Below are 12876 nucleotides of genomic sequence, written 5' to 3' on the forward strand. Positions count from 1 at the left end.
CATTATAGACATCCAGAAAGAAGTTGATGGTTTGGCAAAAATGTATATACTTTTAGTGGTCATCATGGTGGCATGGGGATTCAACGTGTCTGCAACAAAGATCCTTGTGGACCAGTTCATGCCTGTTTCCATCACGGCACTTAGAATTCTTACAGCGGGCATTTCCGTTTTTGTAATTCTTTATTTTTTAAAGCAGCTCCGGTTGCCCTCGAAAAAAGAAATTCCAGCCATTATCCTTGGGGCTTTATTGAATGTTACAGCCCATCATTATTATTTATCGGTAGGCCTTAAAGACACGACGGCTGTGCATGGTGGGATCATTATCGGGACGGGACCCTTGCTTACGGCCATCTTATCCATCATACTGCTCGGCAGCCGCTTCACCCTCTTTAAAGGATTAGGGTTCATACTTGGCTTTGCCGGGATCATCGTCACCGTTATGTCGGGAAATACCGAAGCTAACGGAATTAACCCCGGTGATATTGATGTCTTCTTATCTATAATTTCACAAGCTCTTAGCTTTATTTTGATTAAGAAAGTATCGAAGACAATGGACCCGCGCTTGATGACGGGGTATATGCTTGTAATCGGGTCTATGTTCCTCTTTATCCTTAGTCCAATCGTTGAACCGGGTGGATTCTCAGGAATAACCGATGGCTCCGTTTATGATTATGTAATCTTTTTTGCTTCGGCGATCATCGCTACGGCTGTAGGCCATATGGGTTATAATTATGCGATTGGAAAAATCGGTGCTGCCGAATCAGCTGTTTTCATGAATTTATCTCCATTCTTTGCTGTGATTGGCGCCGCCCTGTTTCTTAACGAAAGAATTTATTCAACGCATTTAATCGGCTTATTATTGATTATTATAGGTGTTCTCATCGGCTCAGGAGCTTATAATCATTTAAGAAGGTCAAAGAGTTCCAGTCTTTCCACCTAAATATTGAAGGGAAAATTCAGTCTATAAATGGGCTGGATTTTTTATTTTGGGAGGCCGTATTGTTACTTACTTTCGCTTAAATCAATTGGATTATCGCTTAAATGGCCGCCAGTTCACGCAAATCACCAAATTACCCGCTTAAATCAAAACAAGGAAATAGAAGACACATAAGGTTTCCCTTTCATATAGTAAACTATTGAATGCATTATCCGAGGGTGAGATGGGATGATAACAGTAAGGATCGGTGATAATCGAGGGGAATTTTTTGGAGAACTTGAGACTTATTTCGAACGATTCCGAAAACATATTATTGGAAACGGTTATCAAATAACCACCCCGTTTGGAAAGAGAAATATTGTTTACGCCGATTGGACGGCGAGCGGGAGACTTTATCGGCCAATTGAGTTCCACATTAGCGAAATCTTCGGGCCTTATATGGCTAATACACATACTGAATCTAATTCCACGAGTTCTATCATGACTCTCGCCTATAAAGAGGCTCAGAGCATTATTAAGAAACATGTCAATGCGGATGATCATGATGTAATTATTTCAAGCGGTTCCGGTACGACTGATGTGATAAATAAACTGCAGAGAATCCTTGGCTTAAAGATCCCGGGGAAATTTGGCGATCAAATCCATATACCTTTTGAGGAAAGGCCAATCATATTCGTAACGCATATGGAGCATCATTCGAACCATACTTCTTGGCTTGAGACGATTGGGGACGTTGAAATTGTGCAGTCTGCTGCCGATGGCAATGTGGATATGGAACATTTGGAGAAATTGTTAAAACGCTTTAGCAGTAGGAAGATGAAAATTGGGTCATTTACAGCCTGTTCTAATGTGACAGGTGTCCAAACACCATACCATCGATTGGCCGCACTCATGCATGAACATAACGGCATTTGTTTTATCGATTTTGCAGCTTCAGCACCTTATATTGATATTGACATGCATCCTGCTAATCATAAGGAAAAACTGGATGGCCTCTTTTTCTCTCCGCATAAGTTTCTCGGCGGACCCGGAAGCAGCGGTGTATTAATATTCGATTCAAGGCTTTATAAAAGTAAAGTGCCCGATCACCCTGGAGGAGGAACAGTTACTTGGACCAATCCATGGGAAAAACATCAATATTTTTCAGACATCGAATTGCGGGAAGATGGCGGAACACCGGGAATCCTTCAAACGATTAAGGCAGCACTTTGCATAAAACTGAAGGAACAAATGAAAACCGAAAAAATGTTGAATCGAGAAAAAGAACTGATGGAACTGTTGCTCCCAGGTCTAATGAATATTCGAGGACTACATGTGTTGGAAGGAAATAAAACAGAACGCCTTGGGATCATTTCTTTTTTCGTCGAAAACATCCACTATAACTTACTCGTCAAGCTTTTAAATGACCGATTCGGATATCAGGTAAGGGGCGGGTGTTCCTGTGCTGGAACATATGGGCATTATTTATTGAATATTAGTAAGCAGTCATCCAAGTCGATTACAGACAAGATTGATAAAGGGGATATGTCTGCAAAACCTGGCTGGGTCCGGATTTCGATCCATCCAACGATGACCAATGAAGAAGTTTACGGGTTTGTGAGGTCAGTCAAACTCATCATCGAGAATATGAAAGATTGGGAAAAAGATTACCGATACGATCCAAGAACCAATGATTATTTCTACATCCATAAGGAACGGGATGTAACAGGGGAAATGTTTCGGTTGCGGATTCCTTAGTTTTTGTATTCAGGTTTCTTCAAAAACCCCTCTAAGATCAGAAAGAATGGACTTAGAGGGGTTTAAATGCAATTAGACAGTAAGCAAATTACTTAGATGATTCGAATTGTTTTTGTTTAGGCTTTACCCACCTGAAAAACAATATTCCACTCGCCAGCAATGCCATCCCCAGCGTAAATGTTTTCAAATCCGCTGTCCCCGCGTAAATCACCCAGATCGAATAGACCGTTGAAAAAACAGCAATGACTCCATCAAAAATGCTGCTTCTCCGATTCGTATATGTCTCACCTGTAAGGACCAGTTTTAGCTGGAAGACCGATGAGATCAAATAAGGGACAAGGTAGGCAAGCGTTGCAATCACAATCGTAAAATTAAAGGCCGCAGAGATTGTGCTTGAAATGGTAGAAAAAATAAATAGCTGGCCAAGGATGTTGGTAACTACCATGGAAAAGACAGGGATGCCTTTTTCATTTACTTTCGCGAAGGCTGGCAAGAATAATCCTTGCTTCGCCGCCTGATAGGGAACTTCCGCACTCAACATAACCCAGCCGATCGTGGAACCGAACAAACTGATTAAGCCAACGGCCGCAAGCATCTTCCCGCCAATCGGACCCAGCACCGTTGAAATCGCATCAATGAGCGGCTTGTCAGACGCCGCAAGAACTTCTTGGCTCAGCATCCCCATGACGAGCGTGCTGATTCCTATATAGATGGCCAGTGCGATCAGTAATCCCAGCATGGTCGCGCGTTTCACGTCGACTTGCTTTTTGGCCCGGGAGGCAAACACTACGGCGGATTCGACACCGATAAACGCCCACAGCGTCGTCACGGCTGCACTATTGATTTGCCCTAGCAAACCGATAGCTTGTCCAGCGTCATCGAATCGTGGGGCAACAAATGGAAGCATGTTCGCTTTTTGAAAGGCAAACAATCCGACCAGGATAAATAAGAAAAACCCGATTACCTTCGCCGCCGTCGCCAAGAAATTCAGCTTACCGGCCGTGTCATGGCCTTTCAAGATAATAAAATGTGTTCCCCATAGCAGGATTGTACAGACGACAAATGTCAATGCATTTCCGACTTTTAACGTAAAACTGCCGATTGCAAACAGTTCAGCCTGGTTTAATAAAACAGGGAAGAAGGTCGACAAGTAACCGGCAAAAGTCGTAATGAGCGCGACATTACCTGTCAAATTCCCAAGCCAATACCCCCATGAAGTCATAAACCCTGTTAAAGTGGAAGCGTTGCTGCCAGGCTTAAATAACTCCTTCGCGTAAATTTGCGGTCCGCCTGTAAGCTTTGGCTTTCTTAAAGCCAGGTTCCCAAATACGAGTGCGATCATCAGCACCCCAAAGCCGGTAACAAGCCATGCTGAAATCACGCCGGCAGGGCTGGCAACTTCACTTAAAGAAGCAGGCAGCATAAAAATGCCGGTCCCGACCATATTCCCGACTACCAAGGCCGTCAAAATCCACAGGCCAAGTTTTTTGTTGTTATTCATGATGTGATTTCCTCTCTAGGTGTCTTTTTCTTTGATTTATCAAACAATTAAGTAACCATTTATCACGATTAAGTGAATACATATACACTCACTTGTAATAATATACGGTCATTTGAAAGACAAGTCAATGGAGAATTTTTACTTAAAAGAGGGGAAAAACGGCATGAAAAAGGAGCGGGAATCAATCCGCTCCTTCTGTATCGTTTCAAGACTTAGTGGAATGTGACAATTTTATTCGTGTCAAATCGATGATGAGGATACCCCTCACTATCAGGTTTGCCAAAAGGAAGGATCCCAGCGAATTTCACATGTTCAGGTAAGCCTAATATCTCTCTGACTTTATTTTGGTCGAAGCCAAGCATCGGATTGCTGGCATAGCCATGTCCCTGAATGGCTACCATCAGGATGCCGAATGCAATATTTGTTTGCGTTAATCCCCATTGGCCGCGTTCTTCTACGCTCATTCCATTGAATAATGCGGATAAATTAGCTATTTCATCTTGTTTCTGTTCGGGAGAGAGTCCCGGGTGAACAGTGTCTGCAAGATTTTCGAGTACTTCTTCCATATCACTGGTCACAACGACTACGGCCGGTGCTGAAGTTACCTGCTTTTGGCCGTAAGCTGCCTCTTCTAATTTTTCTGTCAGAATTTCATCGGTTACCACATGGAAACGCCACGGCTGGAGATTCCAGGCGCTAGGAGATAGGCGTACAAGTTCAAAAATGCTATGAAGATCTTGTTCATCGATCGGCTGCTGGTCATATTTTCGGATACTGTGCCGTGATTCAATGGCTTCTTTTACGGATAGAGTTTGTTCGGTTGTTTTGCGCGTCATGTTGACCATCCTTTTTACTCGTATTTACCGGATTTATTTTACCCATAAAATACAAATAAACCAAAGTTTCTGCCTAGAATCAACTTTAACTCAATCCATTACCAGACCGCCGTCAACGACAAGGTTTTGTCCTGTAACCGCTCTGGCCCAGGGCGAAGCAAAGAAACAGCTTGCATCCGCAACATCTGCAGGCTCAGTTACTTTCCTAAGAGGGGTGGAGGATTCAATGTGAGCAAACACTTCCTCGGAGGTAGCGGAGCTTGCATCCGTTTGCTTTAACAGACCGCCGGAGACCATATTGACAGTGATTCCGTATTGGCCCAACTCATTGGCCATATTCCTCGTAAAGCCTAATAAAGCAGCCTTACTCGTTGTGTAATCATGATAAGCTACGACTGGATTTTGAAATAAATTGGTGCCGATATTGATCACCCGTCCAAATCTGTTGTCTTTCATATCTGGAAGTCCAGCTTGAATGGTGTTTAACGAACCTTTCACTGCACTTTCCAGCTGGGCTTGGAAGTCTTCCCACAACACGTTAGAGGCATCCTTTTTATTGACCGGGTCGAAACGGAAGTTAACAAGCGCGTTATTCACAATGGTAGTTACAGCTTTGCCAAAATGTTTCTTAGCTTGATCAAACATCGCCTGCACCTGTTGCTGGTCTCGGACATCTGCTCTAATCGCAATCGCATTGTCTCCTAGTTGTTCCTTTAGAGCATATGCTTTTTCTTCACTGGAATAATAATTTATCACGATCTTTGACCCTTCCCTCGCAAAAGCTTGAGCTATTGCGCTTCCAAGTCCGCGACTTCCGCCAGTAACAAGCACTACCTGATCGTTCATTTTCATAAGTTTCATCCTCCTAAAATGTAAAAAAGCCAGATCCTATAGAAGGACCCTGGCTTAGTAGCATGGCAAATGTTTCGCGCCGACTACTTTCCTACGCTGGCATAATCCAGATCAGGTCCAAAGGGTTAAAAAATTACTTTTTCTCTCAGCCTCACGAATAAGGCACCCCTAGTAGTTAAAAATACATATTCTATTATTCTTTCATCATAGCTTTTTGGAATAAATAAGTAAAGTTGAAGATTACGATGATTCAAAATAAAAATTGTTTCTCCAATGAGAACATGGGTGATATTTTTAACAAAATACTATTGACATGACAGGATTGTTCACATAAACTTTTAAGTGAAAGTGATAATCATTATCAGTTAAAGAAGCGGTTGAAAGTTGATGTAGGGTGCAGGCAAAGATAAATTGTTATTAGTGATACTGAATGGTAAAGCATGATGAAGTTCTGCTTTGATAAAGGAGGTACATACATGTCGCGGCTTTTTACTGAGAATTTAAGAATCTCGTACGGGGATTATGATATCGTAAAAAATTTAAACATGGATATTCCTGATGGAAAAATAACGACGATTATCGGACCAAATGGATGTGGTAAATCTACAGTTTTGAAGACGCTATCACGTATATTAACGGCAAAATCCGGTACTGTGTACTTGGATGGAAAACAAATCACGAAAGAATCAACAAAAAGAATTGCACAAAAAATGGCGATTCTGCCCCAATCTCCAGATGCACCAGAGGGACTTACAGTTGCCGAATTAGTTTCTTACGGAAGGTATCCATATCAAAAAGGAATCGGAACCTTGAAGGACAGAGACCGGGAAGTGATAGAATGGGCACTTCGGGTTACTGGCATTTCCGCTTTCAAGCACAGAGCGGTCGATTCCCTTTCCGGTGGACAAAGGCAAAGAGTCTGGATTGCTATGGCGCTGGCACAGGAAACGGATATCATTCTTCTGGATGAGCCGACTACATATCTCGATTTATCACATCAGCTGGAGGTTCTCGAGCTTCTGAAATACCTGAACGATATGGAAAAACGGACGATTGTAATGGTGATCCACGATCTAAACCATGCGGCCCGATTTGCTGATCATATGGTGGCTATGAAGTATGGTGACATTATTAAAGAAGGAAATGCAGAGGAAGTCATGACTTCAGAGGTACTTAGAAATGTTTTTAACATCGATGCCGAGATTGGCATTGACCCCAGGACAGGTAAGCCGATCTGCCTTACCTATGATTTACTAAAGCGGGAACAGAAGACGGCCGGATTGGAAGCGAAAAAAGAGGAAGTTTATTTTTTTTAAGACTAATTGAGAATAATTCTTATTATCAAATGAAAAATGGAGATGAGAAAAGTGAAAAAACATTTATTTCTAAGCATCATTGCGGTTCTTATAATAGGCTTATTGGCAGCATGCGGCAGCGAGAAAGATCCAAAAGCAGATACGGCGGCAAAAACGGATTCTTCTCCGAAAACACGAATCTACCATTCAGAAAATGGCGATGTCAAAGTGCCTGACAAGCCAAAAAGAATTGCGATGCTTGCAGCGACATATGCCGGGAATCTACTGGCGCTTGGAAATACACCAATAGCGGTCAATGAGTATCCAAAGAACAATAAATTCTATGAAGGCAAACTGGATAAGGCTGAAGTCATAACGGCTGACTCCTTAGAAAAACTGCTCGCTCTGGAACCTGACTTAATCATTACATATTCAGATGATAAAAACCTAAAAAAGTACGCTGAAATTGCCCCAACCGTCTCGCTGACCTATGACAAATACAGCTACCTGGAACAGCATGTTGAAATAGGAAAGATCATCGGTAAAGAAAAGGAAGCAAAAGCATGGGTAGCGGAATGGAAAGAGAAAGCAAAGGCAGAAAAAGAAAAGGTCCAAAAAGCAATTGGCAAGGACGCCACCGCCATGGTGTTTGAACCATTTGGAAAAGACCTATACGTATATGGAAAGAACTGGGGAAGAGGTACCGAGGTCATTTATCAGGACCTGGGGCTAAAAGCGCCCGAAAAAGTGGAAAAGGAAGTGTTTGGCCCCGGTTATAAGGCAATCTCAGCAGAAGTGATCCCTGAGTACGCTGGCGATTATATCTTTGTCGGTGATGGAGGGGCTAAAGCGGAAAATTCTTTCATGAAAACAGATGTATGGAAAGGGATTCCTGCCGTACAAAAGAATAATGTCATCACGTTTGATTCGGAATCCTTCTATTTCAATGATCCTATCTCACTGGAAAAAGAAATGGAGTTTATCGTTAATGCGCTGACTAAAGGCAAATAGTAAATGAGGACCGTATTCCATGAAGATTACAAAAACCAACTCTCTTCAGAAAAATGATATTTATTCGAGGCCGGCCATCGGCACCGCGATATTGGCCATTGGAATCATCCTGCTAATCGGCAGTATCGTTCTATCCATCTCAGTAGGAGCCGCCAATATTGATTTTGTTACCGTTTGGAGATCTATATTTACCTATGACTCCGCAAGGGAAGCAGATCAAATCATTGTCAGTATCAGGCTGCCGAGAGAGCTTGGGGCAGCGATTGTCGGCGCAGCATTTGCAGTAAGCGGTGCGATTATGCAGGGGATGACAAGGAATCCGCTGGCAGAACCAGGCTTGCTTGGGTTAAATGCGGGAGCGAGCCTTGCTTTGGCCGTTGTTTTTGCTTTCTATAGCGGCGCTTCTTTTATTTCGCTCATGTTCATTTCTTTTATTGGTGCCGGCATTGGTGCTGTTATGGTATTTGGCCTCGGTTCGTTAAGCAGAGCAGGGATGTCGCCGCTGCGTATCACCTTGGCGGGTGCGGCGGTCTCAAGCTTATTATTAGCTTTAGGGGAAGGGATCGCTCTCTATTTTAACCTTTCACAGGATCTCGCGTTTTGGACAGCGGGCGGGGTTTCAGGAACAAGCTGGCTTCAGTTAAAGATCGTTTTTCCGGTAGTGGCGGTTGGAATCCTGGCAGCGATTATGCTTTCGAAAGGGTTGACGATTCTCAGCTTCGGAGAGGAAGTGGCGAAAGGGCTGGGACAACGGACTTTATTGACGAAAGCGGTATTAATGATCGTGGTATTGATTCTTGCCGGAGCGGCCGTTTCCCTGGTCGGGCCTATCGCTTTCGTAGGGTTAATGGTGCCTCACATTGTCCGCTTCTTGGTTGGCACGGATTATCGCTGGATTATCCCGTGTTCAGCAATCTTTGGTAGCATTTTAATGGTTCTCGCGGATACTGTCGCAAGAACGGTTAACGCCCCTTTTGAGACTCCTTTGGGTGCAATCGTTTCCTTGGTCGGCTTTCCGTTCTTCCTTTATCTTGCTCGAAAGCGGGGGAGAAAACCAGCATGATACATTCAGGACAGCTTAAGAAAATCCGGATCACTTTTATAGCAGCTTTCGTGTTGCTGCTGGCCGTTTTTGTGATAAGTGTGGCAACCGGTTATATTTCATTAACTCCTGCCCAACTGGTACGAACGATTATCGGGCAGGGGACCAATAAGGAAAATTTAATCTTATTCGGCTTCCGCCTGCCGAGGATCCTGATTACGATGCTTGCGGGGATGGGGCTTGCTGTTTCCGGAGCCCTTCTACAGAGCATCACCAGGAATCCCCTCTCAGATCCCGGCATTTTAGGAATTAATGCGGGAGCAGGCTTGATGGTCGTGTTTTACGTCATGTTTTTTTCAGCAGAATCCACCGTGTATTTATACTTATTGCCACTCTTTGCTTTAGTAGGAGGATTGTTAGCTGCCGCGTTCATTTACCTTATGTCATATGAAAAAGGCGAAGGAATTGACCCGACAAGACTCGTTTTAATTGGGGTTGGATTGGCAGCAGCTCTTTATGGCGCCATCTTAACCTTATCGGCGAGGCTGGAACGAGAACAGTATGATTTCTTTGCCAACTGGATGGCCGGCAGGATCTGGGGAGACGATTGGATATTTGTGCTTGCTTTGCTGCCATGGATTCTAATACTCCTGCCCATTGTATATATCAAATCGAATGTACTAAATACCTTACAAATGCATGAGCATGTCAGTGTGGGATTGGGCGTTCATGTAGAAAGGGAGCGGTTGGTGCTTATGTCTATCGCCGTTGCCCTGGCATCTGTCTCGGTATCCGTGAGCGGCGGCATAACGTTTGTCGGGCTTATGGCGCCGCATATCGCAAGAGGCCTGGTGGGGCCTCGTCATCAAAGCTTTCTACCTGTGGCCGCATTGATTGGCGCGAACTTACTTCTGGGAGCAGATACAATTGGAAGAGTGGTGTTAGACCCGAGCGGCATTCCTGCCGGTGTAGTCGTCACGATTATCGGTGCCCCCTATTTCATGTATTTAATGGCTAAGAATAAATAGATAAGGAGAGATATTCCATGGATCATGAGGGCCTGTACGATGTGACAGTCATAGGCGGAGGACCGATCGGACTTTTCACGACGTTTTATAGCGGAATGAGGAATCTAAAGACAAAGCTGATCGAAGCAGGTCCATGCCTGGGCGGAAAAATTACGATGTTTTATCCGGAAAAAATCCTGCGCGATATTGGTGGGATTCCGGGAATTGCAGGCAGCGCTTTAGTTAAACAGCTCATCCAGCAAGCCATTACCTTCCAACCGACAGTCGTATTCGGCCAAAGGATTTCCGGCCTCAAACTTCTTGAAGACGGAACCTTTCTGCTTACCTCTGTTACAGGTGAAATCCATCATACCAGGACCATCATTCTTACCATTGGCGCTGGAATCTTCAAACCAATCAAGCTCGAAGTCAGCGGCGCTGAACAATATGAAGCTGGTAACCTTCATTATTCGGTAGATAAAATAAGCTCGTTTCAAAATAAGGATGTACTTATTTCTGGAGGAGGCAATTCTGCGGTCGATTGGGCCCATGAATTGCTTCCGGTGGCAAGAAGCGTTACCGTAGTTCATCGCCGGGATGATTTTATAGGCCATGAACGTAATGTTTCAGAGATGAAGGCGCATGCTGATATACTGACTCCATTTGCCATCAAAGAATTGATCGGCAAAGACAGCCAAATTGAAGCCGTGCTTCTTGAGCATGTCGAAACAGGTGAAACAAAGAGGATAAAAGCTGATGAAGTGGTTGTCAATCATGGCATCAGGGGCGATTACGGGGGCATCGCAAACTGGGGACTCACGATGAATGAGGAGCGTGTTGCCGTGAACGGAGCGATGGAAACGAATATCCCGGGGATTTTTGCTGCCGGAGATGCTGTAACATACCCAAACAAATTAAAACTGATTACCGGCGGCCTTGCCGAGGGACCGATTGCTTTGAACAGTGCCAAGAAATACATGGATCCCGCTGCCGAATCGATGGCGATGTACTCTACCCATCATGAGAGGTTGTTAGAGACACAAAATGATTAATATTGAACATTGAATTGATGAACTGTTTACTGAAAGTGAAATCCTTGGATGGAAGCCAAGGATTTTTTGATAATTGATCTATTTGATTGTGAAGTGAGGTATAATTTGGTAATAAGAATTTTTCCCGTTATAGAAGGGGGACGGATATGTCCGTTATTTGTGCCTGTTTTCGGGGAATGGAATGGATTTGATGGTGTAGCAAGTTTAATGTTTTTTTATTTCATTTTACTGCTAGGCGGCATCATTACCTTAATTGCAAGTTTATTTATGCCCAAGGAGTCAATGAACAATAATGAACAACTTTAAGTTAACTCCTTAAATCTGAAGGACTTTCAATTATGGAAATCTATATTAGAACAAATTCCTACATGAAAATTATGGGGCTAAGGAATTGTCCTTCCCAGCCTGCCTATGCTAGAGGAATGGTTAGGACTGACTCCCTTTCAAATGGGCAGCCTTAGGTTAAAACTCTTTTTTCTTTGCGTGATGTACTAGTTTTTGCCAAAGTTGAACATGGGAATGGACGTTTGGTATAATACACTAATAACTTTTGGGAGCGTGTCTTATGAAAGAGGATATGTTTCAACAAATTCAAGATTTCCTAGTAAACAAACTAAATCCCGCTTTTATTATTGTATTTGGTTCATATGCAAAAAACTCTACACATAAAGACAGTGACATTGATGTGGCATTCTATAGTGAAGAACGTTCACTTACTACATACGAAATTTTTCAACTTGCACAAGAACTAGCAGATATATTGAAAGTTGAGGTTGATTTGATAGATCTTCGTACGGCATCTACGGTATTTCAGGCCCAAATTTACACAACTGGTACCATTATTTATTCAGCAAACGACTTGCTCCTAAAAAATCTGCAAATGACTGCACTTAGCATGTACGCTAAATTAAATGAAGAACGGGAGACTATCCTAAAAAAAATAACTGAAAGCGGGTCTATCTATGAAAAATGATGTGATTTTAAATAAAATCAGCATTATTGAACGTAGCATTAGCCGGATTCAAGAGGTTTATGCAAACGATCCTGGAAATCTAAGAGACTTTACTAAACAGGATTCAATCATTCTCAATATTCAACGTGCTTGTGAAGCATCTATCGATTTGGCGATGCACATAGTAGTTGATCAGAGACTTGGATTGCCTCAAACCAGCAGAGATGCATTTGATATGCTGCACAATCATTTAATCATTGATGAAAATACAGCGAAGCGCTTAAAATCAATGGTTGGCTTTAGAAACATAGCCGTGCATAATTACCAAGTTGTTAATATAGACATTTTACAACAAATTGTTGAAAAGCATCTTGGAGATTCACTGACTATACAAAACAGATTCTTAAATTCTGATGAATTGTTTGATCGAACGGCTGCCAGGTGGCAGCCGTTTTTTTAAGTAAGGTGAAATTTAATGATACAATTGGTCGCTTTCATCGTAATTGGGTTGCCTTTTATAATTAGTTAGTGACTGCCCGTTTTAACATTAACAGAAGCAGTAACTTTCACGATCGTTCAAAGAGTCAACTGTTATGCACGGCAGGACAGGTTGATATTGATTTATATTTTATTAAATTCTCAAGTTGGTTAAAT

Annotated in this window: 13 protein-coding genes and 1 riboswitch; of the genes, 10 read left to right on the forward strand and 3 right to left on the reverse strand. The window is 42.9% G+C overall.

Annotated features, from left to right (window positions below):
* Positions 1-40: 40 nt before the first annotated feature.
* Positions 41-940, forward strand: coding sequence for a DMT family transporter (locus LQ216_RS00425; RefSeq protein WP_230126429.1), 900 nt, complete (start codon positions 41-43; stop codon positions 938-940).
* A gap of 225 nt (positions 941-1165) precedes the next feature.
* Entirely contained in the window at positions 1166-2674 is a 1509-nt protein-coding gene (locus LQ216_RS00430; RefSeq protein ID WP_230126159.1) for an aminotransferase class V-fold PLP-dependent enzyme, read from the forward strand.
* Between the two features lie 88 nt (positions 2675-2762).
* On the opposite strand, the gene LQ216_RS00435 is transcribed toward LQ216_RS00430, so the two are convergent.
* The 3 genes from LQ216_RS00435 to LQ216_RS00445 all read right to left on the reverse strand — a co-directional run bounded on the left by LQ216_RS00435 (position 2763) and on the right by LQ216_RS00445 (position 5863).
* Positions 2763-4175 (reverse strand): amino acid permease, encoded by a 1413-nt coding sequence (locus tag LQ216_RS00435; protein ID WP_230126160.1) that lies wholly within the window; start codon positions 4173-4175, stop codon positions 2763-2765.
* A 212-nt stretch (positions 4176-4387) separates the two neighbouring features.
* A complete protein-coding gene (locus LQ216_RS00440; protein ID WP_230126161.1) occupies positions 4388-5011 on the reverse strand; it encodes a nitroreductase family protein in 624 nt (207 codons plus the stop codon).
* A gap of 90 nt (positions 5012-5101) precedes the next feature.
* Positions 5102-5863, reverse strand: coding sequence for a 3-oxoacyl-ACP reductase (locus tag LQ216_RS00445; protein ID WP_230126162.1), 762 nt, complete (start codon positions 5861-5863; stop codon positions 5102-5104).
* 71 nt (positions 5864-5934) lie between these two features.
* Positions 5935-6043: riboswitch (TPP riboswitch) on the reverse strand.
* 296 nt (positions 6044-6339) lie between these two features.
* On the opposite strand from LQ216_RS00445, the gene LQ216_RS00450 reads away from it, so the two are divergent.
* From LQ216_RS00450 to LQ216_RS00485, 8 genes are all read left to right on the forward strand, one after another.
* Complete coding sequence (locus LQ216_RS00450) at positions 6340-7179, forward strand: ABC transporter ATP-binding protein (RefSeq protein WP_230126163.1); 840 nt, start codon at positions 6340-6342, stop codon at positions 7177-7179.
* A gap of 42 nt (positions 7180-7221) precedes the next feature.
* Complete coding sequence (locus LQ216_RS00455) at positions 7222-8169, forward strand: iron-hydroxamate ABC transporter substrate-binding protein (protein WP_230126164.1); 948 nt, start codon at positions 7222-7224, stop codon at positions 8167-8169.
* Between the two features lie 19 nt (positions 8170-8188).
* Positions 8189-9232 (forward strand): iron ABC transporter permease, encoded by a 1044-nt coding sequence (locus LQ216_RS00460; protein ID WP_230126165.1) that lies wholly within the window; start codon positions 8189-8191, stop codon positions 9230-9232.
* Positions 9229-10239, forward strand: coding sequence for an iron ABC transporter permease (locus tag LQ216_RS00465; protein WP_230126166.1), 1011 nt, complete (start codon positions 9229-9231; stop codon positions 10237-10239). The genes LQ216_RS00460 and LQ216_RS00465 overlap by 4 nt, the downstream gene beginning before the upstream one ends.
* A 17-nt stretch (positions 10240-10256) precedes the next feature.
* The gene (locus LQ216_RS00470; protein ID WP_230126167.1) at positions 10257-11270 is read left to right on the forward strand and encodes an NAD(P)/FAD-dependent oxidoreductase; all 1014 of its coding nucleotides are present in this window, start codon (positions 10257-10259) and stop codon (positions 11268-11270) included.
* A 48-nt stretch (positions 11271-11318) separates the two neighbouring features.
* Complete coding sequence (locus LQ216_RS00475; protein WP_230126168.1) at positions 11319-11576, forward strand: hypothetical protein; 258 nt, start codon at positions 11319-11321, stop codon at positions 11574-11576.
* A gap of 259 nt (positions 11577-11835) precedes the next feature.
* Positions 11836-12243, forward strand: coding sequence for a nucleotidyltransferase domain-containing protein (locus LQ216_RS00480; RefSeq protein ID WP_230126169.1), 408 nt, complete (start codon positions 11836-11838; stop codon positions 12241-12243).
* Positions 12233-12682: a DUF86 domain-containing protein gene (locus tag LQ216_RS00485; RefSeq protein ID WP_230126170.1), complete on the forward strand. Its 450-nt coding sequence runs from the start codon at positions 12233-12235 to the stop codon at positions 12680-12682. Before LQ216_RS00480 ends, LQ216_RS00485 begins: the two co-directional genes overlap by 11 nt.
* The last annotated feature ends 194 nt before the right edge of the window (positions 12683-12876 follow it).

Origin of the sequence: Bacillus sp. CECT 9360 (assembly GCF_918741275.1) — a bacterium.
Lineage (GTDB): Bacteria > Bacillota > Bacilli > Bacillales > DSM-1321 > Peribacillus.

Bases quoted from the DNA above. Each gene is read 5' to 3' on its own strand.
- LQ216_RS00465 (WP_230126166.1), top strand. From the start codon at position 9,229: ATGATACATTCAGGACAGCTTAAGAAAATCCGGATCACTTTTATAGCA.
- LQ216_RS00435 (WP_230126160.1), bottom strand. From the start codon at position 4,175: ATGAATAACAACAAAAAACTTGGCCTGTGGATTTTGACGGCCTTGGTA.
- LQ216_RS00460 (WP_230126165.1), top strand. From the start codon at position 8,189: ATGAAGATTACAAAAACCAACTCTCTTCAGAAAAATGATATTTATTCG.
- LQ216_RS00475 (WP_230126168.1), top strand. From the start codon at position 11,319: ATGGAAGCCAAGGATTTTTTGATAATTGATCTATTTGATTGTGAAGTG.
- LQ216_RS00485 (WP_230126170.1), top strand. From the start codon at position 12,233: ATGAAAAATGATGTGATTTTAAATAAAATCAGCATTATTGAACGTAGC.
- LQ216_RS00455 (WP_230126164.1), top strand. From the start codon at position 7,222: ATGAGAAAAGTGAAAAAACATTTATTTCTAAGCATCATTGCGGTTCTT.
- LQ216_RS00440 (WP_230126161.1), bottom strand. From the start codon at position 5,011: ATGACGCGCAAAACAACCGAACAAACTCTATCCGTAAAAGAAGCCATT.
- LQ216_RS00480 (WP_230126169.1), top strand. From the start codon at position 11,836: ATGAAAGAGGATATGTTTCAACAAATTCAAGATTTCCTAGTAAACAAA.
- LQ216_RS00425 (WP_230126429.1), top strand. From the start codon at position 41: ATGTATATACTTTTAGTGGTCATCATGGTGGCATGGGGATTCAACGTG.
- LQ216_RS00430 (WP_230126159.1), top strand. From the start codon at position 1,166: ATGATAACAGTAAGGATCGGTGATAATCGAGGGGAATTTTTTGGAGAA.
- LQ216_RS00450 (WP_230126163.1), top strand. From the start codon at position 6,340: ATGTCGCGGCTTTTTACTGAGAATTTAAGAATCTCGTACGGGGATTAT.
- LQ216_RS00470 (WP_230126167.1), top strand. From the start codon at position 10,257: ATGGATCATGAGGGCCTGTACGATGTGACAGTCATAGGCGGAGGACCG.
- LQ216_RS00445 (WP_230126162.1), bottom strand. From the start codon at position 5,863: ATGAAAATGAACGATCAGGTAGTGCTTGTTACTGGCGGAAGTCGCGGA.